At 38.0% G+C, this 25,824-nt stretch carries 31 protein-coding genes; 22 read left to right on the top strand and 9 right to left on the bottom strand.

The window, feature by feature from the left end; all coding sequences use genetic code 11:
• The first annotated feature begins 117 nt into the window (after nt 1-117).
• The 6 genes from F7984_RS16460 to yunB all read left to right on the top strand — a co-directional run bounded on the left by F7984_RS16460 (nt 118) and on the right by yunB (nt 5,896).
• Nucleotides 118-963, top strand: a complete 846-nt coding sequence (locus F7984_RS16460) for a DUF72 domain-containing protein (protein ID WP_140461724.1) — start codon at nt 118-120, stop codon at nt 961-963.
• Between the two features lie 250 nt (nt 964-1,213).
• Nucleotides 1,214-2,038 carry a sulfite exporter TauE/SafE family protein gene (locus F7984_RS16455; RefSeq protein ID WP_140461723.1) on the top strand — a complete coding sequence of 275 codons (825 nt, stop codon included), beginning with the start codon at nt 1,214-1,216 and terminating at the stop codon, nt 2,036-2,038.
• A 10-nt stretch (nt 2,039-2,048) separates the two neighbouring features.
• Nucleotides 2,049-3,416, top strand: a complete 1,368-nt coding sequence (locus tag F7984_RS16450) for a bifunctional metallophosphatase/5'-nucleotidase (RefSeq protein ID WP_140461722.1) — start codon at nt 2,049-2,051, stop codon at nt 3,414-3,416.
• Between the two features lie 64 nt (nt 3,417-3,480).
• The gene (locus F7984_RS16445) at nt 3,481-3,780 is read left to right on the top strand and encodes a YunC family protein (protein WP_066106526.1); all 300 of its coding nucleotides are present in this window, start codon (nt 3,481-3,483) and stop codon (nt 3,778-3,780) included.
• Between the two features lie 180 nt (nt 3,781-3,960).
• Nucleotides 3,961-5,073: an HD-GYP domain-containing protein gene (locus F7984_RS16440; RefSeq protein ID WP_140461721.1), complete on the top strand. Its 1,113-nt coding sequence runs from the start codon at nt 3,961-3,963 to the stop codon at nt 5,071-5,073.
• Nucleotides 5,074-5,122: 49 nt separating this feature from the next.
• A complete protein-coding gene (gene yunB / locus F7984_RS16435) occupies nt 5,123-5,896 on the top strand; it encodes a sporulation protein YunB (protein ID WP_140461720.1) in 774 nt (257 codons plus the stop codon).
• A gap of 61 nt (nt 5,897-5,957) precedes the next feature.
• On the opposite strand, the gene F7984_RS16430 is transcribed toward yunB, so the two are convergent.
• Nucleotides 5,958-6,950, bottom strand: coding sequence for a M23 family metallopeptidase (locus F7984_RS16430; RefSeq protein WP_066106532.1), 993 nt, complete (start codon nt 6,948-6,950; stop codon nt 5,958-5,960).
• A gap of 242 nt (nt 6,951-7,192) precedes the next feature.
• Between F7984_RS16430 and F7984_RS16425 the strand changes: the two genes are divergently transcribed.
• Nucleotides 7,193-7,468, top strand: a complete 276-nt coding sequence (locus F7984_RS16425) for a YutD family protein (RefSeq protein WP_066106535.1) — start codon at nt 7,193-7,195, stop codon at nt 7,466-7,468.
• 58 nt (nt 7,469-7,526) lie between these two features.
• Here F7984_RS16425 and F7984_RS16420 read toward each other — a convergent pair whose 3' ends face one another.
• On the bottom strand, nt 7,527-7,793 hold the full coding sequence (locus F7984_RS16420) for a DUF3055 domain-containing protein (RefSeq protein ID WP_066106537.1): 267 nt from the start codon (nt 7,791-7,793) through the stop codon (nt 7,527-7,529).
• 190 nt (nt 7,794-7,983) lie between these two features.
• On the opposite strand from F7984_RS16420, the gene F7984_RS16415 reads away from it, so the two are divergent.
• From F7984_RS16415 to F7984_RS16405, 4 genes are all read left to right on the top strand, one after another.
• Nucleotides 7,984-9,282: an EAL domain-containing protein gene (locus F7984_RS16415; RefSeq protein WP_181162023.1), complete on the top strand. Its 1,299-nt coding sequence runs from the start codon at nt 7,984-7,986 to the stop codon at nt 9,280-9,282.
• Nucleotides 9,283-9,332: 50 nt separating this feature from the next.
• Nucleotides 9,333-9,782: a DUF86 domain-containing protein gene (locus tag F7984_RS16410; RefSeq protein ID WP_139892273.1), complete on the top strand. Its 450-nt coding sequence runs from the start codon at nt 9,333-9,335 to the stop codon at nt 9,780-9,782.
• Between the two features lie 117 nt (nt 9,783-9,899).
• Nucleotides 9,900-10,070: a hypothetical protein gene (locus F7984_RS19200; protein WP_192796818.1), complete on the top strand. Its 171-nt coding sequence runs from the start codon at nt 9,900-9,902 to the stop codon at nt 10,068-10,070.
• A 211-nt stretch (nt 10,071-10,281) separates the two neighbouring features.
• Complete coding sequence (locus tag F7984_RS16405) at nt 10,282-11,046, top strand: TIGR01457 family HAD-type hydrolase (protein WP_066106910.1); 765 nt, start codon at nt 10,282-10,284, stop codon at nt 11,044-11,046.
• Between the two features lie 59 nt (nt 11,047-11,105).
• Here F7984_RS16405 and F7984_RS16400 read toward each other — a convergent pair whose 3' ends face one another.
• Nucleotides 11,106-11,603, bottom strand: coding sequence for a phosphatidylglycerophosphatase A family protein (locus F7984_RS16400; protein ID WP_066106546.1), 498 nt, complete (start codon nt 11,601-11,603; stop codon nt 11,106-11,108).
• Between the two features lie 413 nt (nt 11,604-12,016).
• Between F7984_RS16400 and F7984_RS16395 the strand changes: the two genes are divergently transcribed.
• From F7984_RS16395 to thrB, 3 genes are read left to right on the top strand one after another with little or no spacing between them, the layout of a single operon-like run.
• Nucleotides 12,017-13,309, top strand: coding sequence for a homoserine dehydrogenase (locus tag F7984_RS16395; protein ID WP_180349984.1), 1,293 nt, complete (start codon nt 12,017-12,019; stop codon nt 13,307-13,309).
• A gap of 1 nt (nt 13,310) precedes the next feature.
• Nucleotides 13,311-14,372 (top strand): threonine synthase, encoded by a 1,062-nt coding sequence (thrC, locus tag F7984_RS16390; RefSeq protein WP_066106550.1) that lies wholly within the window; start codon nt 13,311-13,313, stop codon nt 14,370-14,372.
• On the top strand, nt 14,369-15,280 hold the full coding sequence (thrB, locus tag F7984_RS16385; RefSeq protein WP_066106554.1) for a homoserine kinase: 912 nt from the start codon (nt 14,369-14,371) through the stop codon (nt 15,278-15,280). The genes thrC and thrB overlap by 4 nt, the downstream gene beginning before the upstream one ends.
• A gap of 52 nt (nt 15,281-15,332) precedes the next feature.
• On the opposite strand, the gene F7984_RS16380 is transcribed toward thrB, so the two are convergent.
• A complete protein-coding gene (locus F7984_RS16380) occupies nt 15,333-15,569 on the bottom strand; it encodes a NifU family protein (protein ID WP_066106557.1) in 237 nt (78 codons plus the stop codon).
• Between the two features lie 102 nt (nt 15,570-15,671).
• Between F7984_RS16380 and F7984_RS16375 the strand changes: the two genes are divergently transcribed.
• On the top strand, nt 15,672-16,034 hold the full coding sequence (locus F7984_RS16375) for a YuzD family protein (protein WP_139892277.1): 363 nt from the start codon (nt 15,672-15,674) through the stop codon (nt 16,032-16,034).
• A gap of 90 nt (nt 16,035-16,124) precedes the next feature.
• On the opposite strand, the gene F7984_RS16370 is transcribed toward F7984_RS16375, so the two are convergent.
• Nucleotides 16,125-17,195, bottom strand: coding sequence for an NAD(P)/FAD-dependent oxidoreductase (locus F7984_RS16370; protein WP_066106563.1), 1,071 nt, complete (start codon nt 17,193-17,195; stop codon nt 16,125-16,127).
• 345 nt (nt 17,196-17,540) lie between these two features.
• Between F7984_RS16370 and F7984_RS16365 the strand changes: the two genes are divergently transcribed.
• Nucleotides 17,541-17,777, top strand: coding sequence for a YuzB family protein (locus F7984_RS16365; protein ID WP_066106566.1), 237 nt, complete (start codon nt 17,541-17,543; stop codon nt 17,775-17,777).
• Nucleotides 17,778-17,841: 64 nt separating this feature from the next.
• Here the strand turns inward: F7984_RS16365 and F7984_RS16360 are convergent, their stop codons facing one another.
• Nucleotides 17,842-18,642 carry a TraR/DksA C4-type zinc finger protein gene (locus F7984_RS16360; protein WP_318839187.1) on the bottom strand — a complete coding sequence of 267 codons (801 nt, stop codon included), beginning with the start codon at nt 18,640-18,642 and terminating at the stop codon, nt 17,842-17,844.
• A 220-nt stretch (nt 18,643-18,862) separates the two neighbouring features.
• On the opposite strand from F7984_RS16360, the gene F7984_RS16355 reads away from it, so the two are divergent.
• Nucleotides 18,863-19,228 (top strand): HesB/IscA family protein, encoded by a 366-nt coding sequence (locus F7984_RS16355; RefSeq protein ID WP_066106916.1) that lies wholly within the window; start codon nt 18,863-18,865, stop codon nt 19,226-19,228.
• A 175-nt stretch (nt 19,229-19,403) separates the two neighbouring features.
• Here the strand turns inward: F7984_RS16355 and F7984_RS16350 are convergent, their stop codons facing one another.
• Nucleotides 19,404-20,036 carry an NAD(P)H-binding protein gene (locus tag F7984_RS16350; protein WP_140461718.1) on the bottom strand — a complete coding sequence of 211 codons (633 nt, stop codon included), beginning with the start codon at nt 20,034-20,036 and terminating at the stop codon, nt 19,404-19,406.
• 213 nt (nt 20,037-20,249) lie between these two features.
• Nucleotides 20,250-21,248 carry an NAD(P)/FAD-dependent oxidoreductase gene (locus F7984_RS16345; RefSeq protein WP_066106573.1) on the bottom strand — a complete coding sequence of 333 codons (999 nt, stop codon included), beginning with the start codon at nt 21,246-21,248 and terminating at the stop codon, nt 20,250-20,252.
• Between the two features lie 299 nt (nt 21,249-21,547).
• On the opposite strand from F7984_RS16345, the gene F7984_RS16340 reads away from it, so the two are divergent.
• From F7984_RS16340 to F7984_RS16325, 5 genes are all read left to right on the top strand, one after another.
• Entirely contained in the window at nt 21,548-22,765 is a 1,218-nt protein-coding gene (locus tag F7984_RS16340; RefSeq protein ID WP_225983739.1) for an NAD(P)/FAD-dependent oxidoreductase, read from the top strand.
• 95 nt (nt 22,766-22,860) lie between these two features.
• Nucleotides 22,861-23,343, top strand: coding sequence for an NUDIX hydrolase (locus F7984_RS16335; RefSeq protein WP_140461717.1), 483 nt, complete (start codon nt 22,861-22,863; stop codon nt 23,341-23,343).
• Between the two features lie 150 nt (nt 23,344-23,493).
• Complete coding sequence (locus F7984_RS19195; RefSeq protein ID WP_175354293.1) at nt 23,494-23,616, top strand: YuiA family protein; 123 nt, start codon at nt 23,494-23,496, stop codon at nt 23,614-23,616.
• A gap of 87 nt (nt 23,617-23,703) precedes the next feature.
• On the top strand, nt 23,704-24,027 hold the full coding sequence (locus F7984_RS16330) for a YuiB family protein (RefSeq protein ID WP_066106581.1): 324 nt from the start codon (nt 23,704-23,706) through the stop codon (nt 24,025-24,027).
• Nucleotides 24,028-24,144: 117 nt separating this feature from the next.
• Nucleotides 24,145-24,807, top strand: a complete 663-nt coding sequence (locus tag F7984_RS16325; RefSeq protein ID WP_139892282.1) for a 3D domain-containing protein — start codon at nt 24,145-24,147, stop codon at nt 24,805-24,807.
• A 79-nt stretch (nt 24,808-24,886) separates the two neighbouring features.
• Here F7984_RS16325 and F7984_RS16320 read toward each other — a convergent pair whose 3' ends face one another.
• Entirely contained in the window at nt 24,887-25,738 is an 852-nt protein-coding gene (locus F7984_RS16320) for an alpha/beta hydrolase (protein ID WP_140461716.1), read from the bottom strand.
• Between the last annotated feature and the right edge of the window lie 86 nt (nt 25,739-25,824).

Below are 25,824 nucleotides of genomic sequence, written 5' to 3'. Positions count from 1 at the left end.
TGAAATGTGCCGTCTTTTTTGTATATAGGATTAAATGTAGTCCTCCATAACAAAGGAGCACCATTCACCAAGGATCTGTATTCATATGCTATTATATGACGTAGGAGGAGATCCTTTATGATTTATATTGGTGTAACTGGTTGGGGTGATCATGATACCCTTTATCCTTCAACTATTAAGCCTAAAGATAAGCTGGCTGAGTACAGCAGCCATTTTCCGGTAGTGGAAGTTGATGCCTCCTTTTACGCGGTACAGCCGATTAGGAACGCTGAGAAATGGGTTAAAGAGACACCTGATTCTTTTAAATTTATAGTTAAAGCCTATCAAGGAATGACGGGCCATCAGCGTGGCGATATCCCTTTTGAATCAAAAAAAGACATGTTCCATGCTTTTAAGGATTCCTTAAAGCCGTACAGTAACGCGAATAAGCTGGCCTTGGTTTTGTTTCAATTTCCCCCATGGTTTGATTGTAAAAAAGAAAACGTCAGTTATTTAAGGTATTGCAAGGAAATGATGGGCGATTGTAAGGTGGTCTTGGAATTCAGAAATCAATCATGGTTTAGTGAGAAATATCGTGAAGCAACCTTGTCTTTTATGAAAGAAGAAGGGTGGATTCATTCAATTGTGGATGAACCGCAAGCAGGCGAGGGTTCAATCCCGACAGTACCAGTTGCAACCGATTCCGAAGTTACACTTGTGCGGATGCATGGAAGAAATGTGTATGGCTGGAATAAACCGAATGATGCAAATTGGCGGGAAGTTCGATATTTATATAAATACAATGAAGAAGAACTGCTTGAATGGAGAATGAGAATCCAGGAGTTAGCAAAGGATACAAGGGATATCATTGTCTTATTTAACAATAATTCCGGTGGAGACGCCGCTGGTAACGCAAAGGAATTTCAACAAATGCTCGGGATAAGCTATCAAGATTTAAATCCGAGACAAATGGATTTGTTTTAACTTGATTCAGCAGAAGTCTCCCCACCTCGATTAGGTCGTGAGATAAATCAGTAGGAGTTCAAACTTCGACTGAATCAAGTTAAAAGCCTCCAGCGGTTGGAAGGAACATCGCAAGGATTTATTAGGCAGATACGCCTGGACGATTTTTCTCTGCAATAACGTCGAGGTGTTATTAATGATATAAACAACCGATGAGCTATAATCAAGCAGCTTTGTCTCTTTATTACTAAATCATTGGAAGGCGGATTATATGAGTTATATTTTATTAATAATTGTGGGGGTAGCTGCCGGCTTTTTCGGTTCCCTTGTTGGATTGGGCGGAGGTATTATCATCGTTCCGATTCTATTATTTTTATCAGGTGGAATCCTCGGTGCCCTCAGCCCCCAAATGGCAGTGGGTACTTCTCTGTTTACCCTGATTTTTACGGGGCTGTCTTCTACTCTTGCTTATTTAAAGCAGAAGACTGTGGACTATAAAAGTGCATATTTATTTTTGATTGGGATTGCGCCAGGCAGTTTGATTGGAGGATGGGCCAATTCCTATTTAAATGTGGATGCCTTTAATATCCTGTTTGGAATCCTTATGGTTTTCATGTCCTTTCTCCTTATGGTCAGAAATAAACTGAAGCCAAAAAAGAAGAATTTCAACGGGATGGTTACACGTACATACATAGATAAGGAAGGGCGTGAGCATCAATATGGTTACAAAAAAAGTAGCGCCATATTGGTCTCTTTTGCGGTCGGCTTTCTCTCTTCGTTATTTGGGATAGGCGGAGGCTCTTTGATGGTACCGGTTATGTTGATTGCGTTCCATTTTCCTCCCCATGTCGCTGTCGGGACATCGATGTTGTTAATATTCTTCTCTTCCATTATTGGATCCATTAGCCACATTTTTCAAGGCCATGTCAATTGGCTTTATGCATTGGCGCTAATACCGGGTGGATATATTGGAGCAAAATTGGGTGCCTTTGTAAATACGAAAATGAAAAGTACAACCTTGGTCATCGCACTCAGAATCATGCTGGTAGTAGTTGGCATAAAATTGATCTGGGAAGGGGTACAAGCGTTAATTTAGAGGTGGGAATATGAAGGAAACAATTCATTTGTTTCATATAAATGATATACATAGTCATTTTGAGCATTGGAATAAAATTGTAACATATATGAATAATCAGCAGGCGGCATATGAGGAAGCCGGAGATATTGTGTTTAAGCTCGATATAGGCGATCATGTTGACCGATTTCATCCTTTTACGGAAGGTACAATGGGAAAAGGAAATATTCAATTATTAAATGAAGCGGGCATAAACGGTGCAACGATTGGCAATAACGAGGGAATTACATTACCCCATGATGAATTGGATCATTTATATGAGGAAGCCGAATTTTCAGTTACCGTTGCCAATCTTTATAAACCTGATGGAAGCAGACCTAGCTGGGCTTTTCCATATTATATTAGGGTAACGCCTAAAGGAAGGCGTATTGCTTTTTTTGGCGTAACAGCTCCATTTACTGAATTGTATCATCTCCTAGGGTGGTCCATCACAGATCCATTTTATGAGGTCGAACGTATTATAAATGAATTAAAGGGAAAAGCAGATATTATAATTTTATTATCTCACTTAGGCTTACCAAGTGATGAGGTTATCGCAGCCAAACATCCGGAAATTTCTCTGATTATTGGAGGGCATACTCATCATATTTTGCATAGTGGAAAAAGGATTAACCAAACTCTTTTATGTTGTGCAGGTAAATATGGAATGTACGTCGGTCATGCAGAAGTAACAATAGATGAAGGATTTATTTCTACACGGGCCGGTCTTGTAGATATGCGATCGGATGGATTAACGGTAGCAGATCAGTTGATGGCAGATAAACTGTATGAAATCGGAAAGACAACTCTCAATGAAACGATACTAACTCTAGAACAGCCGTTAAAAACTGACTGGTTTCATGATTCAGATCTTTCTAAATTACTTTGCCAAGGGGTGAAGGAATGGTGTGAAGTGGACATCGCCTTATTAAATTCAGGTCTACTATTGGATGGTTTGGATGCTAAAGATGTGACTAAATATGATATCCACAAAATTTGTCCTCACCCAATTAATCCATGTATATTAACCATTACAGGAGAAAAATTAATACAAATTTTAAATTTGACTCGTAATCCCGACTGGCCTCATCTGCAAGTAAAGGGTCTTGGCTTTAGGGGGAAAATAATGGGAGCATTTGTTTATGACGGTGTTCAATTGATAGATAGGGATAATCAGAGCTGTTGGTTACATAATGGTAAACAAATTAATACACAGGAGCTGTACAGGGTGGCCATCCCTGATATGTTTACGTTTGGCCATCTTTTTCCGGAAGTCAGAGAGGTTGAGAACAAAACCTATTTGATGCCAGAATTTCTTAGAGATATTCTTGCCTGGAAATTAGCGCAGCTTGCATCTTAACGGCATTTTTTAGGGTGAGCAGCCATATACTTTATGAATGGTACTGGAATAAGGGGTGGTGCTCATGATTGAATTTGTGCCCTTTGAAATAGACGGTAAATTATATAAGGGTGTGAGTGTACAGCTTCCAAAGACATCTCTACTGGCAATTGCCGGACAGAAGGGATATATTATGTGCGGAGCACTGGATATTGGATTATTGAATGAAAGGCTCAACGAACGTAGGATTATTGCCGGAAGAGCGGTAGGGGTACGTACCCTAGAGGAATTATTGAATGCTCCGCTCGAATCAGTAACGGAAGAAGCCAAAAGAAGAGGGATTGTTCCAGGAATGCTTGGAAAAGATGCAATTCAATTTATGTAGAGCAACTCCTAAAGGGGTGCTCTTTTTTTATGTTAACGAACTAATGGAATAGTGTGATTAACAAACAATTTTTTATAATATATTCCAAAATTTGAAAATAATTTTAGGTTAATCTGTTATAATATAGGATAAGATGTCAAATTATAGACATTAAATCTTTTCCTAAACAGAGGTATAAAAATGAGAATCGTTCAGACAGCTTATTTAACTTCGGGTGCCGTTTTAGGAAAGCCAATCGTTGATATCAAGGGGCGTACCCTGTTGCATAAAGGTGTGCAAATTACAGATTGGCAGATTAAACGGCTGCAGAAATATAATATTCCTTATGTTTATATTGATGATATAGAAACCAGTCATATAATTCCTGAGGATATCATTTCAGATAAAATCCGAAGAGGAGCTATTGTAACAATTAAAGATACCTTTGATAATATGAAGAATGAAGTCAAGCAATCTAAAAGTATAGTCATAGAAAAGGCTGCATTGACTATGTCAAAGCTGGTTGATCAACTGACAGCCGAATTAAAAGGACATCAGGATTTATTTCATATTATTTCTGATATCTATGCATTTGACAATTATGTTTTTAACCACTCTTTAAATGTGGCACTATATTCACTGGCCATCGGTCTGGAATTAAAGTTAAAGCCAGATGTATTAAAAACATTGGGACTTGGTTCAATCTTGCATGATGTGGGGAAAATGGCCGTTCCGGAGGAAATCCTCTTTAAACCAGGAAAACTTCTGGAAAGTGAGTTCCAAATTATTAAACGGCATTCGGAAGAAGGATTCCATATACTCAGACAGGTCCACAATCTTTCATTGCTCGTGGCTCATTGTGCATATCAGCATCATGAACGGCTTGATGGCAGCGGGTATCCTCGAGGACTAAAAAACAATGAAATTTTATACATGGCTAAAATTATTGCTGTAGCAGATGTTTTTGATGCTGTTACATCTAAACGTGTGTATCGGGAAGCGATGCTGCCAAGTGAATCTCTGGAACTGTTGTATGCAGGTACAGGTACTAAATTTGATCGGGAGATTGTGGATGCATTCAAGAGGTCGATTGCCATTTATCCAGTCGGCATCACTGTTGAATTAAATGATGGACGAAAAGGAATCGTATCTAGGCAGAATGCAGGCTACAGTGATCGCCCTGTCATAGAAGTGTATGAAAGAAATGGTGAGCAGCTCCCATTTAGATATGAAGTTGATTTGAAAATACAGCTGGATGTAACCATTAAAAAATGTGATACAACCTTCAGCAATCATACAATGAAATTAAGCTAATAAACCTCTTCTTACAAGCATAGGTATACTTGTAAGGAGGGGATTTTTTATGTATAGACGTAAACGGATTAAAAGGAAACGATCTATTATGCGGGGTCCCTTGCCGGTTAAGCATGTCCTTATTATAACATTTTTGTTCTTTATGGGAACGAGCCTAATCAGTCTTTGGATCGTGAATGCGGCTATTGAACCTACATTGATGCGTTATGCAGAATCTGAAACGAAAAAACTTACCAGCTTGGTTATTAATCAAGCAATTAAAGAAACTCTTTCCACACATAATGATATGGACAAAATTATTACAGATATACCCAAGCAGGGAGACGATATAGCTGTGGATGGAATCCAGTTTAACACAGAAATTATTAATAGAATCCGTTCGGAAACCTCTTTGCTTATCCAAAATCAATTAAGTGAAATAGAAAATGGTAATTTATCATCCTTTGACTATCTGAAGGATCGAGTAAGGGTGAAGGAAAATGGTTCAAAGGGAATTATACATGAGGTTCCGCTCGGGAAAGCAACGAATAATGCCTTGCTTGGTAATCTTGGTCCAAAAATCCCGGTGGAAATGGAAACAATCAGTGATATACAAAGTGATGTCAAAACGACCCTGGAGCCATACGGAATCAATAACGCCCTGATTAAGGTCTATTTAGAGGTTGAAGTTCATGCCCAGGTTATTATCCCATTTGCTTCAAAGCCGACGAAGATTAAAACCACTATTCCAATGGGAATGAGAGTCGTGTCCGGTCATGTTCCTACTTATTTCAATGGGAGTGGGACAGGGGGATCCCCTGCTATCCAACTACCTGCAAAATAGGGGTCTGTTCAATAGAAAAAGGCTTGAATCTTGTTTTATACAGGACCCAAGCCTTTCTAGTTTACTTTGCCTTCGCGGCTTTTTCAGCTCTTTCCCAAAGCTTTAAATACGGATATGGATTAAAGGACCATTCAGTGCGGCCGTTTTCTTTATACATCCCATAATGAAGATGAGGAGGGAATTTTCCAGATGTACCGGGGGGACCATATCCAGAGCTGCCAACACCTCCAAGGAGAGTGCCTGGTTCAACTAATTGACCAACCTCAATCCCTTTTGCAAATCCATTTAGATGTGCAAAATAATGATAGGTGTTATTGATATCACGAATGCCAATTCTCCACCCGCCAAATTTATTCCACCCCTTTAGCTCTATAATTCCATAACAGGTGGATCTTACGGGTACACCATAGCCTGCAAAAATATCTGTACCTTCATGAGAACGACGGCCACCCCAGCCACGGGCAACTCCCCATGTGCTTGTATATGTATAATGGCTGCCAAGTGGAACAGGAAAAGCTTTTTTCTGCAAATCAATGGTTTGATGTTTTTTAAATAATTGAGCATTGCTCATAATAATACTTACTGCTCGATCTCTTTTATAGTATTCCCATATACCGATACGGAAGTTATCTTTATCTACTCCATAGGATAGTAAATATTGATTTATCGCAGCTAATTGATCATATTCATTAAAGGGATCTGCTTTACCATCTTGATCACCATCAATCCCCATGCCACCAAAAAAAGAAATGGTTAAAGGGTTAGTGTCTTTGGTATTTGGATTTGAGATTCCGGTCCACTTATCTGCTGGAATTAGAATACCAAGTGTATTTGGGTCCGATAGGTCTTTTCGAGCCAATCTGATACTTCGTTCATATTGATCAAAAGCAGCTATATAGTACCAAGGGAGTTGGGTGGAGTCTTCTACACGTTTGTACATTTCCATCCGTTTTTTTAATAGTTGCTGCTCATCTTGACTGGCTGATGCTTGCACAGGTATGCAGGGGGAGATATAAGCTGCCAGAATGAATAGAATCAATATACGATAGAACATTTGGAACACTCCTTTACTGTTCGTTAGTATACCGATAAATGAGGATGATTATTTTAGTAGGAAATTGGAAAGTGATTGTAAAATCTGTAAGGTAGCTCATTATAATAACAGTAGGTAAACATGGATAAAGAAAATGGAGGGCTAGAGAAATCCACATCATAAATAAAAAACTTCATGGTTATATGTGGGGAATGATATAATAAGGAAACAAATTACGGAATAAATGAGTAAGAGGTGAACAAATGATTACCATTAATAACACTCAATATGAGATTGTAGAAGAACATGGAGACGGGTTTAATGAAGAGACCTTTAAAAGCCGTTTTAGTGAGATATTGAACCGTTATGACTATATACTTGGGGACTGGGGATATGGACAACTTCGCCTTAAAGGGTTTTTTGATGACCAGAATCAGAAAGCATCCTACGATAATAAAATAAGTACCATCAAAGAATATCTGTATGAATACTGTAACTTTGGCTGTTCGTACTTTATTTTAAAGAAAACTAAAAAGTGAGTGAAAAGCCCCCAATTCTTCGTAATTGAGGGGCTATTATTTTAACCGCTGTGCAGAGTTAAATGACCTCGTCTAAGAATTTTTTCCACTCCAATGCCTCATCACTCGTTATAGAAAAAGCATATTCCAAATAGCCGGGCTCCTCTAAATCGTCTGGTCCAATAATGGCGAAACGGTTCCCTTGCATATCCAACACAAGTGTTTTTCCATAGAAACGATCGGTTCTGGTTAAAGCTAGGTCAATTCTGCTGTTTTCACCCATGAAACTGACAAATCTAGTTTTTGTATCATACGTGTCATCGTAAAGAAAAAATCGCTCGGACATATGGGTTCCTCCATTTTGTTATTATCATTTGATTCTTCTAAATCCTATGGTTTTTATACTGGAGACTTCTAGTCTTATTCTAACATTTTTCAACAAAAAATTTTAAAAAAAGGATATAATAGGAATATACTGAAAGTTTAAGGCTCTAATGTTAAATCCCAACTATGCTTTTGTGAGAGGATTGTGTAATATGGTTCATTCCTATAATGGAGGAACAAAATGGAGTAAGTGGATGTCCATTTTTCTTCTTGATTCGAGACTTCTGTTCTATCCTCCGAAATTTACAATAAGAAACCCAATTGTATCAAGGATAAAAAAAGCATTTGGAAATCAAGGTGAAATTGCAATTGTTGTATTTCATATTAGCAAAATGGATGAATTAAAGGAAATGGCTGGTGAGCAAGCCTATTACTCCTTCTTTCATGATTTAAAAAAAGAATTTGAAATAGCTATTAAAAAATATATTTACAGAACAAATATTATGGGAGTACAAGATTTTAATCAGGATAGCATTGTCTTGTATGTAAGGAGTCCTTTGTGCACACCAGGAACTGACCAGTTGGATAATATAATAGGGAATATACACCAGTCAGTACAGGAATCTGACATATATAGATATTCGCCAATTGAGCTTACAATCGGACGTGGATATATGTACTGTGACCGGACCTATATAAATATTGAAACAACGGTTAATCGGGCCTTTGTTTTAGCTCATTCCATGGCTCGTAATGAGGTGGAGCCAGATTATAATGATATGATTCATCAGCTTACTGGTATTATCCATGATAAATCGATTCGCTTGATGTCACAGGCTATCTTAGAAGTAGAAACGGGTAAGGTTAAAGCATGGGAAATGCTATCAAGAGGACCGTCCGGAACGAAGCTTGAAAATCCGTTAACGTTATTTGCAGTCGCTAAACAAACTGGCAGATTGTTTACTCTTGAAATGATTGTGTTGGAAAAGGTATTTCAACACATCCAAATGACGGATATAGAGGGTGATATCTATATCAATTTTACACCAATAACAATGGGAGAACGTAATTTTCCTGGCCATGTAGAGATGTTATTAAAAAAATATGAGATTGAACCATCCGTGGTAGTGTTTGAAATAACCGAGAGAGATTCGATTGAAGGAGTTCATCTATTAAGATCAAATGTCAGCTATTTACGTTCACTTGGAATTAGAATAGCTATTGATGATACAGGAGCTGGCTATGCAAGTTTGCATATTATAGGAGAAGTATTGCCGGATATCATAAAAATCGATCGTACAGTTATACAAAATATTCATTCAAACAGTGTGAAAGAATCTATGCTTAAGGGTCTGCTGCTCATTGCTAAAGAAACGGGTTCTCTTGTTGTTGCAGAAGGAATAGAAAATGAAGATGAGGCTATGGTGATGGTACGGAATAAGGTAGACCTTGCTCAGGGTTATTTTTATGGGAGACCCCAATTTCTTGAACTTTCATTAGCAACCATTTAAGCTTAAAAATGGATAGTATATGTGGTGAGATTGATGAGGAGGAATACAGGATGTACTTCGTAGATCGAGAAGCAATTGAGGATAAACTGCTTTATTTAGAAACTCAGACAAATCTTCTGAAAAGTAAAGGAGAATGGACTGAGTCGACTATTGAGAAACTGGCATTAGAGCGTATCTTTCAAACCATCATTGATGCCGTTCTGGATGTAGGGAATTCAATGATAGATGGTTTTATTATGAGAGATCCAGGCAGCTATGAAGACATAATCGATATCCTGCTGGATGAAAAAGTGATTGATTCAGCGATGGAGATTGATTTAAAAACATTGCTCCCATACAGGAAAGAACTCGTGCAAGCCTACACAGCTATTCATCACGAGCAACTGCAAAAAGCAGTATATGAAAATTTGAACACTATTCAACAATTCCCTGCATGTATAAGAAGCTATATTGAAACTGAATTAGGTGTCGTAACAGCTTTTAAACCATATGATAAATGATACGTACATAAACGATGAGCCAATATGCTTATCGTTTTTTTAATGATTGTGATAATCGTTTGAGTTAGACATTTTGGGTACTTTTGAATTTTAAATACCCTGATAAAAGAAGGTGCTATGATGGAAATCTGGAACTTAACTGAAAATCCTGTAGGTAATACTTATCAGCAATTATTAGAAGTCTTATGTGATTACTCGGACACATTCTATTTTGTAACACGGAAAGAATTAACTTATAAACAAGAAATACTTGAACAATTTTGCATGGTTCACCTGTACTACACATGAGGAGTTCGGTGGATTTTCCATTCGTTCGGAATTTTATAGGAAGTTAATTGGCCAAATAGAAGGCTTAAAAGTAGAAAAAGAGGATTAAACTACTTGGGTATGTCCTAATTAGCATCAGGAGATAATTAGACGGGCTTCCGCTTTTCGATTGAATGCTACTGTGGTAAAGTAAATGAAGTAAATCTAACACGTCCAGGAGAGAACAATGCGTATGAAAAAGTATAAAGGTTATTTAATTGATTTAGATGGAACAATGTATAAGGGAACAGAACGAATTTTGGAGGCTGTCCATTTTGTGCAGGAACTAAAAAGACAAGAGATTCCTTATTTATTTGTAACGAATAATTCATCACGTACTCCTGAGCAGGTAGCTGAAAAGCTGCGCCAATTTGACATTCCTGCTACAGGGGAACAAGTTTTTACAACAAGTATGGCTACAGCAAATTATATATATGAGAAAAAACAAGATGCATCTGTTTTCATTATTGGGGAAGACGGTATCATTGAAGCCTGTAAAGAAAAAGGATTTACCTTTAAGAATGAAGATGCTGATTTTGTGATTACTGGAATTGATCGTGGAATTACATATGAAAAATTATCGGTTGCCTGTCTTGCAGTCCGTAATGGAGCAACATTCATTTCTACCAATGCTGATATTGCCATTCCAACTGAGAGAGGGCTCTTACCAGGTAATGGATCATTAACTTCTGTTGTTACTGTGTCTACTCAAACGGAGCCTATATTTATCGGAAAGCCTGAATCAATCATTATGGAACAGGCGATGAAGGTGCTGGGTGTCTCTAAAGAAGAGACGTTGATGGTTGGAGATAACTATGATACGGATATTATGGCTGGTATGAATGCTGGGGTTGATACATTGCTTGTTCATACTGGTGTTACGACCAGAGAACATTTAAAAGGCTATGACCGCAAGCCAACTTATACAATTGATTCATTGGATCAATGGACTATTTAATCTAAAAAAAGGCTCACAACTCATGATTAATTCTCGAGTGTGAGCCTTCTTTAATGATTTTACTCCACGTTTTCAATACGGTGTGCCAGCCGGCTAGAGGCAGCAGCTGCGATGGCGCCGACAATATCATCTAGAAAGGTATGACATTCTCCGGTTGATTTATCATTTAATCGCTTCAGGATACCGGGCTTAAGTTTATCTACATATCCATAGTTGGTAAAGCCAATGGAGCCATATACATTAACAATGCTTAATGCAAGAATCTCATCCACGCCATACAAACCTTCATCGACACCAATAATGGATTGTATTGGTTCCTCCAATAAGCCCTTTTCAGCTAACATATCTAATTGAATGCCGGTTAAAATGGCATTTTGAACCTCGCGTTTTGAAAGTACGCGTTCCACGTTGTAAATACAATCTTCCAATTGCAAATCATCATGGTATTTATGCTGGAGATACATAACTAATTCACCGATATCTTTTACCGATACGCCGCGATCCATTAGCCATTGTCTTGCAGTCTGTTCCGTTTTATCAATTGATTTATCTTTCATTAAGTGTACACCGACTTCCATTTATAATACGTACAAATAGTGGTTGATGAGCATATTAAAAGGCCTTCTTCCTTATCGGCTAATCATCTATCCTTGCAATCTTTGTAAAATCCATATCGCTTTAATTATGAAATATTCTTCTTTTTATATCTTAGTAAGCATGCTAATAAGAGGTGATTATTTGCTGAATAAAATTTGCATCCATAAGAAGACACCCATTTAGTATGCGGAGAAGAATTTACTTTGCTTATGGTTCAAATATATTTTTAGAATATTGTGTATAATAGAACGGTAGGGTAAAATTATTTTAATTTTTAATTAATTTAATATTGTAAACGGTTATGTTTATATTTATAATGTCTTCTATACATAAACAAATGTATTTTTGTGGTAGACAAAAAGGGGGAGATAGGGTGAAACCAATTACAATTGGATTACTGGGACTGGGAACTGTCGGAACAGGTGTGGTACAAATCATTCAGAATCACCAGGAAAAACTGATGCATCAGGTTGGTTGCCCGGTAGAGATTAAAAGAATCCTTGTTAAAGATAAATATAAAGATAGAGCAATGGATGTATCATCCGAACTTATAACGACTTCCGCAACAGACATCATCTCTGATCCTGAAATAGATATCGTTATTGAGGTAATAGGCGGTGTGGAAGATACTTACTTGTTGCTGATGCAGGCTTTAAATAATAAAAAACATATAGTAACAGCTAATAAAGATCTGATGGCAGTCTATGGACCGGATTTATTGCGTACTGCTTCAGAGAATGGCTGTGATTTATTTTATGAGGCAAGTGTAGCTGGGGGAATCCCTATTTTACGAAGCTTGGTAGATGGACTTGCATCAGATCATATTACAAAAATAATGGGCATTGTAAATGGTACTACGAATTATATTATGACGAAAATGACCAAGGAAAAAGTCTCTTATCAGGAAGCGTTAAAAGAAGCACAGGATCTTGGCTTTGCTGAAGCAGATCCAACTGCCGATGTAGAAGGCTTAGATGCAGCAAGAAAGATGGCGATTCTGGCAACCTTGGGCTTTTCAATGAATATTGGATTGGAAGATGTGAAGGTACAGGGGATTACAACTGTTTCTGATGCGGACCTAGCGCTCTGCAAAAGGCTTGGATACACTATGAAGCTGCTTGGGTTTGCCAATCGAACCGAAAATAAAGTGGAGGTGAGCGTCCAGCCCACCCTTTTACCGGAGGAACATCCTCTTGCTACCGTAAATGACGAATATAATGCGGTGTATGTATATGGGGAGGCAGTTGGTGAGACCATGTTTTACGGACCTGGAGCCGGCAGTCTGCCAACAGCAACAGCAGTAGTATCGGATCTTGTTGCCATCATGAAAAATATGAGGCTGGATGTAAATGGGCGAAGTGCAGTTATACCTCAATTTGATAAAAAATTAAAAACGAATGAAGAAATTAATAGCAAATTTTTTCTGCGGATTCATGTGAAGGATGAAGTTGGTGTTTTTGCACAGCTAACTGCTATTTTTGCTAACCATGGAATAAGCTTTGAGAAAATCATGCAGCTGCCAATTAAGGTCAACGAATTATCGGAAATTGTACTTGTATCACATAAGGCTCCAGTGGCTAATTTTGAAAACGTATTGCGTGAGCTGGAAACCAATGAAAAAGTTTACTCCATAAAAAGTACGTATCGAGTTGAAGGGGGAGCATAGAATGAGCTGGAATGGGTTACTGCAGGAATTTAAAGAATTTTTACCGGTGAATAACCAGACCCCGAATTTAAGTCTGTTGGAGGGGAATACGCCGTTAATTCGCTGTCATAATCTTTCAAAGGAGTTGGGGATTGATTTATATGTTAAATATGAAGGTGCCAATCCAACAGGCTCCTTTAAAGATCGGGGAATGGTGATGGCAGTAGCAAAAGCCATAGAAGAAGGCAGTGATACGATTATATGTGCTTCAACCGGCAATACATCCGCTGCAGCTGCAGCCTACGCAGCCCGATCCGGGCTACGCTGCATTGTTGTTATTCCTGATGGGAAAATTGCCATGGGTAAGTTAGCTCAGGCAGTTATGTATGGAGCCGAAATCTATGCCATTAAAGGGAACTTCGATCAGGCATTGGCTATGGTCCGCTCCATCAGTGCCAAATTTCCCATCACACTTGTCAATTCGGTGAATCCTTACAGAATTGAAGGGCAAAAAACGGCTGCTTTTGAGATATGTAAACAATTGGGTAAGGCCCCTGATGTGCTCGCAATACCGGTTGGAAATGCCGGTAATATTACAGCGTATTGGAAAGGGTTTAAGGAATATCATGAGCAATGCCAGAGTGGGCTTCCGGAAATGAGAGGCTTCGAAGCGGAAGGTGCGGCTGCGATTGTACATAATCGGGTGTTCGAACAACCAGAAACCATAGCCACTGCGATTCGTATCGGAAATCCGGCCAGTTGGGAATATGCCGTTGAGGCGGTAAAGGAATCAAACGGAAAAATAGATGAAATCAATGATGATGATATTATCAAGGCTTATCAGTTATTAGCCAGAAAAGAAGGAATATTTGCCGAACCAGCTTCCTGTGCTTCCATTGCAGGTATCTATAAACAATTGCAAACAGGAGAAATAAAGAAGGGACAAACAGTTGTCGCAGTATTAACCGGTAACGGGCTTAAAGACCCAAATACGGCTGTGGAGTACAGTCAAATACAACCAACTGTTATTGAAAACGATGAAGAAGAATTGGTAAGATGCTTTGGCGGTGTAGTCTCATCATGAACCAGCCTGACATGTTGCGTATTAAAATACCGGCAAGTACAGCCAATCTGGGACCGGGATTTGACTCAATTGGAATCGCACTGGGCTTGTATTTGACGATAGAAGCAATGCCATCAGATGAATGGATGGTTATTATCAAATCGGATGAATTAAAGAAAACTCCTTCGGATGAAAGTAATTTTATTGTTCGTATGGCTAAGAAAGCTGCAGCCTATTTTGGGGCAGAAATGCCGGTCTGCAGATTGATGGTGAAAAGTGAAATACCGTTGGCAAGAGGTCTGGGCAGCAGTGCGTCAGCAATTGTAGCGGGACTTGAGCTTGCCAATGTCTTTTGTAATCTGAATTTGAGCAAGGAAGAAAAACTAAGATTTGCGAGTTTAGAGGAAGGGCATCCAGATAATGTGGGTGCATCCATTTACGGTGGCATGATTGTCGGCATTCATAATGATTGTGAATCAACCCTTGTATCATTACCGATTGGGGATGTCGGGGCAATTGTAACGATTCCTCCGTTTGAGTTGAACACTGAAAGAGCACGTGAAGTATTGCCAACTCATCTGTCCCATTCTCAAGCTGTTTCTTCAAGTGCTGCAGCGAACATTTTGGTAGCCGCTGCTGCTACAAATGATTGGAAACTGGTTGGAGAGATGATGGAAAGAGATGATTTCCATGAAAAGTATCGAAGTGAGTTAATGCCTCACTATTCTAGAATTAAACGTTTAGCAAAAGAGGAAGGAGCTTATGGCAGTTCAATCAGCGGTGCCGGGCCAACCATTTTTTCTTTAGCTCCTTCACATTCTGTTCCACTTATTTGTGAACGTCTTAAAGGAGAGTTTCCTGAAATGAATATCCTTCATATTCCAATGGTCAATACGGGTTCTATTATACAACTGACGGATTTAAATTAAAAACAGCGATTCCCCTATAATTGGGGAATCGCTGCTATTTGTGTTTTGATCATTAGAAAACTTGTTCAACTTCAACAACGCCTGGAACTTCTTCAAGAAGTGCACGTTCGATGCCAGCTTTCAATGTGATTGTGGAGCTGGGACAGCTTCCGCAAGCCCCTAAAAGACGTAATTTTACAATTCCATCATCCACATCAACCAGCTCACAGTCGCCGCCGTCGCGAAGAAGAAATGGACGTAATTTATCTAGTACTTCCTGAACTTGCCCAAATAATTCTTGTTCTGCCATGGCTATCGACTCCTTTCCTAATCATATTATAATGATTTTACCTTAAAAAAGCTATCTACATTCCTTAGCTTATAGTTAAAATTTGTTTCCTATATTAAATTTATGTATGATGAAAAGAAAAGCGATAAAATAGGGGGAAAACAGGTGACGGTTGCAAATTTATATGTATACGGAGCCACACAAATATGTGCAAGCTGTGTTGGAATGCCATCATCAAAAGAAACATATGAGTGGCTGCAGGCTGCCTTATCGAGAAAATTCCCAAGTCACCCATTAACGATCACATACATCGATATTTTTAACCCACCAGAAGATCCGAAAATTAAAGAAATAGCTGAGAAAGTTGCCGAAGGAGAATATTTTTATCCTTTAGTCATCTTGGACGGGAAAGTAGTCGGAGAAGGAAGCCCTCGATTAAAGGTAATAACTGAAGCTTTACGAGATTACGGATATAAAAGTGAATAATTATTTGGATAAAGCTTGCAGCCTACTTTTAGGGTCTGCAAGCTTGTTTTTTAATAATCGATATATTCGAACCATCAACATAGGGTCCTATTATCCATTATGATACTTGTACATCCACAAAACCCCTGACTTTAACAGCCGCGCCATTCTGCCAGTAATAATAGTACGTTCAGACATTAGCCCGAAACCATGTTTTTTACCAAGGGATCCTAGAATTCCCTTCAGTTTAATTGGAGGGAAGGATTCTGGGAGCGGTTCTCCGGCCCATTTTTTAACCAGTACCTGATAAATTTGTTCACCTTGCCCCTCTGCCAATTGCGCACTTGGGGCATGTCCAAGGCTTGCGCAATCTCCAATGACAAATACATCTGGATAGCCTGGGATGGTGTGCTGGACTGTCAGTTTTATTTTGTTACCGCTGTCTTTTTCAACAGGCAGTTCTCTGACTGGCTGTACTGGCTGAATGCCAGCGGTCCAAACAATGGCATCACATGGAATGGAAACGTCACCATTATAAAGCAGGTTAGGTTCTATCTTAGTAATATTACTATTTGGGACTAAGTCTACACGATGTTCATGAAACCAGCTTTCCACATAATTACTAAGTTTTTTAGGAAATGCTGATAAAATATGGTCATTACGGTCAAAAAGCTTAATATTTAAATCCGGGCGTCCTTCAATCAATTCACTAGCTAGTTCAATTCCGCTTAATCCTCCGCCAATGATGGCAACTACTTTACCTGGTCCGAGGTTATTCAGTGCTTGATAGGTACTGCGAGATTTATCAATAGACTGTATGCTATAGGTATATTCTGCGGCTCCAGGCACATTATGATAATTGTCCTCACAGCCCAGGCCGATAATCAGTTCATCATATGTAAGCGGTTCCTGATCTTTTAATAGAACTTTCTTATTTGATAAATCGATAGAGGATACTTCACCGTACTTGTATTGAATTCTTTCGTGCTGAGGAAATGATACACGAATAGTGTGGTCAGAAATGGAACCAGCGGCAAGCGCATAAAATTCAGTTTTTAAACAATGATAAGGAATTCGATCGACCAAAGTAACATGAATATCTGCGGGAAAATGATGATCAGTGAGCTTGTTAAGTATTCTCATACCACCATACCCACCACCGAGGATGACTAAGTTTTTCATAGAAATGACGACTCCTTTGTTGGGATACAATTTTCTAATTTTAAACTATGCTAGAATACTAAATTCAAAGTAGTGCTATAAAAATATTAAATTATTATAATAGATGTCAATATTGTAAAATTCCATACAAAGTATATCGAAAATAGGAAAAAATAACAACTGAATTGTGTATAATTTGTGAAAAGTCACATTATTACTCCGTTTCGGATGTCCTAATTTAAAAACATTTTCTCTATCACATCTCTCGGCAGATGGAGTATAAAAAGGTAACTGATTCACCTTAATTAATTGACTATTATATCATTTTAGAGTAGGATTTTGGTTGTGCTAAGGGGTGACAATAGTATGAAACCAATAATTGAATTTTGTGTCAGTAATCTTGTCAGCGGTTCACAGGCCGCTATGGAGATTTTAGATAAAGATCCTAATTTGGATGTTATTGAATATGGGTGTCTTAGTTATTGTGGAATTTGCTCTGCCAGTATGTATGCCCTTGTAAATGGAGAAGTCGTAACAGGGGACAGTCCGGAAGAATTAGTAGATCATATTTATGAATATCTGGAAGAGAACCCAATGTTTTAATATAATAAAAAGGGAAGAAATAGGCATACTCTGCTTATTTCTTCCCTATTTTTTGTATAAAGAATTACTCATCATCATTGGTATCTTCAGTATAAGGATCTTCCTCATATGGTTTTAAATCGCCAAAGGATGTCATGATACCTTCTTCATCCAATAAATCCTTTAATTGCTCAAGTTCTGCTGTAGGATAGATTTGAACATTTTTCCCTTCAATATCGTTTCCAGCGAAATTTTCAATATCCTCCACATATCCAATATATTCATCGGAATTTAAATAGACCTGATCATAGTGCTCTTTTGGATCATAATAATCAGATGGGGTATCTGAACTCCCCCACTCCGCAACAGCCTGCCAGGAATCTTCTTCATCAAAGCCATTTACTTCTGTCTCATGCTTTTTTTCATATAATGGATGCAGGACCTGTTCTTCTATTGGACGTTCGTGAGAAACGGTTTGCTCAGTACTGTGCTCGATGCAATAAGTGGTAGATGGTATTGCTTGAAGCCGCTCAAAAGGGATGTCTTTACCGCATACTTCACATTTACCATAGGTTCCTTGTTCAATTGCCTGTAAAGCTCTATTTACCTGATTAAGTTCATTCTCAAAATGTTCATTTAAGGCTAGGTCTTTACCACGTTCATATAGCTCAGTGGCGGTATCCGCAGGATGGTTATCATATGTAGAGAGTTCTCCTACATAATTATAAAAATTTTCATCTTCCCCTATGCCAAAATGATTATTCAGGGAAATGTGATGTTCAAGTTCCTTTTTTTCATCTGCTAATTTTGATTGAAGATTGGATTGTTGTTCGGAAGAAAGCATCAAGGAAACTCCTTTCAATTTCGTCTTTCTATTTTCTTTCATTCCGCTGCTGTTTATGTAAAAAATATTAATTAATCTTTTGGATAAAATAATATAGTCATTTAGGTAAAGTGTTATTTAAAAGCGTATATCTTATTCAAAAACGTGCGAACAGCAGCATATTATGGGCAGTTTTAAGGTTGAGAGGACACCGGTTAATGTATATACTAATAAATAGAGGATTTAATTTCCTTCTAACTTTTTATAAGGGGGAAGAATGGTAATGAATAATGATGTCATTATTGTAACAGAAGCAGCAGCTTTTCAAATAAATACGATGATAAAAGAAAGCGGGGAAGATCAGCCATATTTGCGTGTTTCCGTCCATGGTGGAGGGTGCAGCGGTTTATCGTATGGCATGAACTTTGAGCAAAAAAAACAAGATAGTGATATTGAAACCATACAGCATGAAATTCATTTTCTTGTGAATAAAGAGGACGCGCCTATCCTGACTGGAACGCGTATAGACTATAAACAATCGATGCTCGGCGGAGGTTTTACGATTGATAATCCGAATGCCATTGCCACATGTGGTTGTGGGTCTTCATTTCGTACAGCTAAAGTTACGGGTAATCCAGAGCAATGTTAAACTAACAAATCAATACTGATTTAGTTGGAATTCCTTCTTTAAACAGATGCGATCAAAAAGGTATCTATTGAGAAGGAATTTTTTATATGAGACTAAGGCATTTTAAGGTTCCTGCTAAATACAAAAATAACCTCTCCCAATAAGAGCGGGGAGAGGGAGACTAGTTGTTTTTATATTACACTTCAGCCAAGGCTTCCTTAATAGGAAAAGGGCCTTCAATACAATAAAATTTTTTATTAAAAGTCGTATCTATTTCTAATGTATCAACTAAAATCTGTGCAACTTCATTACGTGAAATCATTCCATCATCATCGATAGATTCTGCCGCCAGTATTTTAAATGTGCCATCAGAATCAATCATTTTGCCTGGACGGACAATTGTATACTTTAACCTACTGGATCCAGTTAAATAATTCTCCGTCATCCTTGTTTCCTCCAATAAGGAATAAAGAACACATGGTGCTTCATCCGGTTTGTCAGCATAAACGGAGCTTAGCATGACGAAGCGCTCTATGCCCGCTTTTTCACACTCTCGTATAAAGTGGATAGCTCCGTGCTGTGTTACATGGGAGATCGTATCATGAATACTAGGATTTGTTACATCGACTGCGTAAATAACTGCGTGCATGCCCTCCAATTGGAGAGAATCGGTTATTTCTCCGAACATGGGTTCAGCACCAAGACTTCTAACTAATGAAGCAAGATTTTCATCATGTACTAAACAGTATGCCTGATGAGAAGACTTATTCAAAAGCTCAAGTACTCGCTGGCCTGTGCGATTGTTTGCACCGACTATTAACACATTCATTGTAATCACCTCACTAGTAACTCATACCCGCTTCATAGGGGGCCTGACTCTGGTATTTACTAGTACGTAAGGGAAGAATTTGTATACATACAAAGAGGGAAGGTTGGGTTCTAAAAAAAGAAGGAATTCAGAATGTGTTAGCATAGGAGCTTACATCCTGAATTCCTTTATTTATTCTGCATGGCGCGTCTTGACCAGTTTTAATTCAATAAATCAATCCTTAAACATACTTGTACTGTGAAGGGGCTGGATTCTTGCTTTAGGATCCATATATGCTTTTGCATTGTTAATAGCCGTAGGAGCTTCACCAAATCCACAGGCAATTAGCTTCACTTTCCCATCATATGTGCAAATATCTCCTGCTGCATATATACCAGGTATATTAGTTTCCATTTTGCTATTCACAATGATGGAATTTTTCTCGATATTAAGTCCCCACTCTTTAATAGGTCCAAGTGAAGAAACAAAGCCAAACGTAACTAATACGTCATCAACATCAATCGTTTCTTTATGATCCCCGGTTGCATCATCCAACACGATTTGTTTAATGGATTCCCCATCGCCAACTAATTCAGATGGTATATATGGAGTCTTTATGATTACACTTGAATTTTTAAGATTTTCCACACTATGTTCATGGGCACGGAATTTATCACGGCGATGAACAAGGGTTACTTCCTCGGCGATAGGCTCAAGCATTAATGCCCAGTCTACTGCAGAGTCCCCTCCGCCACATACGACGACTTTTTTACCGGCAAATTTATTTAAATCATCAACAAAATAATGAAGATTTTTCCCTTCATAATTAGACGCATTTTCAAGTTCAAGGCGCCTTGGCTGGAATGCTCCATTACCGGCTGTGATGATGATCGTGTTTGAATAATGAACTTCCTTATCGGTTGTTACTTTAAAAACGCCATCTGCCTGTTTTTCAACATTCTCGACAGCTTGTTCAAGGCAAATGGTTGGATCGAACTTAGCCATTTGTTCCTTTAGGTTATTAACTAATTCTTGAGCGAGTATTTTGGGAAAACCCGCTACATCATAAATATATTTCTCGGGATAGAGTGCGGATAATTGTCCGCCTAGCTGGGGCAGACTTTCGATGATTTTCACTGAGGCTTGCCTCATACCACCATAGAAAGCAGTGAACAATCCTACAGGTCCTCCACCTATGATCGTTACGTCATATACTTTTTGATCTTCTTTCACTTGATTACCCCCTATATTGTAAATAAATCTTTAATAAATAGTACCATATATCTTGGTATAACGTTCCTCTAAAGGATATGTGTGTATATAAAGATAATAAGAGTAAATATTCAAAAAAGTCAAAGGTAATACCGTTACTTATTTTTTTATCCTTTTTATATCCAGTGCTTGAAAAAATAACCAAAAGAGAATATAGTAATCTATAGCGAAATGTTAATATTTTGTGACATTTTTGACGTGATATACGTGAATGATATCACAAGATGTTTGAATTTTTATATCATATAAAAAAGGTGGACGTGATACTAGTGAAAAAGCCTCAAATTGTTATTCTAGGAGCCGGTTATGGCGGATTGTTAACAGCTAAGCGTTTGCAAAATAAAATTAATGTGAATGAAGCTGAAATTACACTAATTAATAAGCATCGTTATCATTATGAAACAACTTGGCTGCATGAAGCGTCAGCGGGTACCATACATCACAATAAAGTACGTTATGATATTAGCAGTATCATCGATCGTAATAAGGTAGCCATGATTGAAGATACCGTTGTAGAAATAAAAAAAGATGAGAAAGTGATAGTTTGCGAGAATGGTACTGTTTCATATGATTATTTAGTAGTTGCTTTAGGTGCTGAATCTGAAACATTTGGTATTGAAGGATTAAAGGAATATGCATTCAGTATTTCCAGTGTGAATAAAGCACGTCATATTCGTGAACATATTGATTATCAGTTCTCCCAATACCAAACGGATAAAAAGGAAGAAAGACTGACTATTATAGTAGGCGGTGCTGGATTTACAGGTATTGAATTTATTGGAGAGCTTGCTAATCGTATGCCAGCTCTTTGTGAAGAATATGATGTTGATCCTAATAAAGCGCGTATTATTTGTGTAGAAGCAGCACCTACAGCATTGCCAGGCTTTGATCCGGAGCTTGTACAATATGCTGTTGCACGATTGGAGAAAAAAGGTGTTGAGTTTATGATTGGCACACCAGTCAAAGGCTGCACGGAAGAGGGAATTCTTGTCGGAAAAGGCGAAGACGATACAGAATTAATAAAAGCCGGTACAGTTATCTGGGCTGCGGGTGTCAGAGGAAGCAGTATCATTGAAAAGTCAGGTATTGAGGCGATGCGAGGCCGTGTGAAAGTAGAGCCTACTTTGCAGGCGCCCGGTCTTGAAAATGTTTTTGTCATTGGAGATTGTGCGTTAATCATTAATGAAGAGATTAATCGTCCTTACCCACCAACAGCTCAAATTTCTATGCAGCAGGCAGAAGTTTGCTCTGAAAATATTGCTGCCCTTATTCGAGGAGAGAAAATGAAAGATTTCGTATTTGAACCAAAAGGCACTGTATGTTCACTTGGGGATGATGATGCTATTGGAGTCGTTTTTGGCAAAAAATTAAAAGGTACAAAAGCAGCTGCGATGAAAAAAATCATTGATAATCGTGCCTTATACATGATGGGTGGCTTGCCGCTTCTCATGAAAAAGGGTAAATTTAAATTAATCTAATAAAGGTATAATATACTTCGAAAGAAAGCTGTCCGATTATACTCGAGACAGCTTTTTGTATAGATAATTAAAAAAATCTAGGAAAAGGTGCTCATATGTTAGAAAGAAGCAAATATGTCTGGTTAGGTGTAGCAGGATTGGTCGTAACAAAGGATGGCAGATGGCTTGTTGTGAAGAAGTCTTATGGCGGTTTAAAAGGGAAATGGTCATTGCCGGCAGGTTTTGTACAGCCGGGAGAAACAGCAGATGAAGCAGTGGTTAGAGAGATTAAAGAAGAGACGGGGATTGAGACGAAAATCATTGGATTATTTGGCCTTAGAACAGGTGTTATACGTAATGAAATCAGTGATAATATGCTGCTGTTTTTATTGGAACCAATTTCCGGAGAGATTTCGATACAAAAAACTGAATTATTGGATGTCGCTTTTATGGACCAGGAGACAATTAAAAAGGATCCGGACAGTTCATTGTTATTGACGGAGTTAAATGAAAAGCATGCATCCCTTCATAAGAAACCGCTTGAAGGAATCAATCCTGGGGATGTCTTTCAATACACCGCTTATAAATTATTTATATAATTTATAAGCGGTGTATAAGGGAGTATTTAAAAGGAAATTTAACTTGTATACGCTTACATTAAATTACTGAGTCTTTTGGGGTGCTTTTCATTTACCAAATTTTCTGTTATATTATCAGAAAATTCAATTAAATTAGGGGTTGATCATATTATGAATCAAAAAGCCTATCAGTGCCCGTATTGCTATGGAAAGGGATATTTTCAATTATTGCTTGGAGGATCTGAAACATGCTCATGTTGCGGAGGAAGTGGTAAAACAAAAAACACTAAATAAATGTTATTTTTCAAAAACAACCCAATTGACGAAAATTATTCCATCCTATAAACTTACTTTTGTACGACTAAGGGGGAGTTATAGAGAATGGGCATGTCAATTCCGGTTGTAATTATATCAGTTGTATTGTTCTTTATTCTTTTTTTCGGATTGGGCTTTATTTTAAATATGTTATTTAGAAAGACATGGATTATGGCCGTTATTTATCCTTTGGCAGCATTATATTTTATTAACAGTGTTAAGTTAACGGAGTACTTTGTAAATCCATCTTCTAGCTTTCAATCATTAAAAGAGCATTTATTCAATCTTGCCTCTGCAGATGCAATTATTCTAGCCGCAGGTTTAGCAGGGTCGATTGTTTCAGGTATCGTTATAAGAATACTTCGTACCATGGGATACAGAATGTTTTAACCCTTTTCGAGCAATCGTTAAAGGGTTTTTTATTTGAAAAAATATAGATAGTTCTGAAAAACGAATAGATAATCTGGTATTGGGAAAAATGGTTTGTGTGAAAGGAGAAATCGTCACATGGACCATACTTTTAAATTTATCAGAGCAATTTCACTCGTTTTTTTATTCTTACTGGCTACCGTTGTAACCCTTTCATATTTTACAGGAATTAGTGTTCATGAGTTTCCTGTTTTTCGCCATATACATTCTAAAATAGTAAGGGAAAATCCTAAGCCCAAAGAGCAAATATCGTTATCAAGCTATGACACAACTTCCTCTGTTAAACAAATAAAATCAGCGTCCACGCTGGAAGAAAATGATAATTGGAATAAATACCCGGCTAAAGAAGTGATTGCTACAGGTTATACAGCAGGATACGAGTCAACTGGGAAAAATCCAAACCATCCCAGCTACGGAATCACCTATTCCGGTGTTAGGGTAAAACGTGACTTATATTCAACGATTGCAGCGGACACAAGTGTCTTTCCAATTGGGACCATTCTTTTTATCCCATCCTATGGGTATGGAGTGGTTGCTGATACAGGTTCAGCCATAAAGGGGAATAAAATAGATCTTTATTACGATACCGTGGACGATGTATATCAGAAATGGGGGAAAAAGCAGCTGAAGGTGTATGTAGTCAGTATGGGAACAGGCAAGCTGACTGAACCTGAGCTAAAAGCTTTGAATGAAACAGAGAGCTTGCAAGTATTTAGAAATCAAATTATTAATAACAAGTAGTGAAATATTTTTCTTCCTTTACCGTTCCTCATGGGCGGTTTTTTTATGATTTAAATTCGGTGTTCGCTATATAGCTTTTTTATATACTCCCCAGTTTAATTGCACGATTAATAAGTGGTAATAATACCGATACATGACTTTCCTCTGTAAACTCTCTGAACTGTATGTGAATACCGTATTGATGCAATTGATTAAGTTCTTCGGAAATTTCAGCAGCATTTTTATTCATTCCGCTAAAGTGTAGCTTTTCCAGCTCGCCTACCCCGACCAAAATCTTTATTTGCCGTTGAGATTGCTTTACCTTATGGATGAATGCTTCTTTCTCACTTCTAAAAAACTGTATATCCCAATGAATAGAGGGGCTTCCTGCAATGTATGTATGAAAAGTATCTGGCTCTGAAAAAAGAGTTTGTAAAACAAATAATCCGCCTAGTGAATGGCCAAATAGTGTTTGTTTGTCTATATTGACCGGCAGATGGCGCTCAATTTCAGGTTTAACTTTCTCTTTAATAAATGTAATGAAAGATTCAGCTCCGCCATGAGACGGCCATTCCAAGCCTGCTGGGTGCGGCGGTAAATCCTCTTTTGATATTGCCCTAGTAAAATCATAGACACGGTAAGGAGAGAATGGCTGATCTGTGTGATAACCAATTCCAACAATAATCGCTGGATACACGCCAGTTTTTTCCGGCTTTCTCATCTGCACACGCATTGCATCAACAAAGGTGCCAAATACAGAGTTTGCATCCAACGCATAGATAACCGGGTATCCTTCAGGAGGAGGAACAGTATCCGGCTTGTAAATAAAAATACGATAAAACCGGTCCTGTTTCTGATTGTACATATCTATTTCCCAGGTATTGGGTAAAGAAATATTTTGCTGCCAAGGCAAGCTGTCTTCCATAGGATTTTTTTTGGGTGTCTCTCTCATTTATTGACCTCTTTTCATTTGATTCAAAAGATTATTTGACAAATTAAGTATAAATCATTCAAAAATTTACATAAAATTAATTGAAA

Source organism: Pradoshia sp. D12 (genome assembly GCF_008935075.1).
GTDB lineage: Bacteria > Bacillota > Bacilli > Bacillales > Pradoshiaceae > Pradoshia.
Note: the sequence above shows the minus strand (reverse complement) of the source record. Positions and strands in the feature narration are given on the sequence as shown.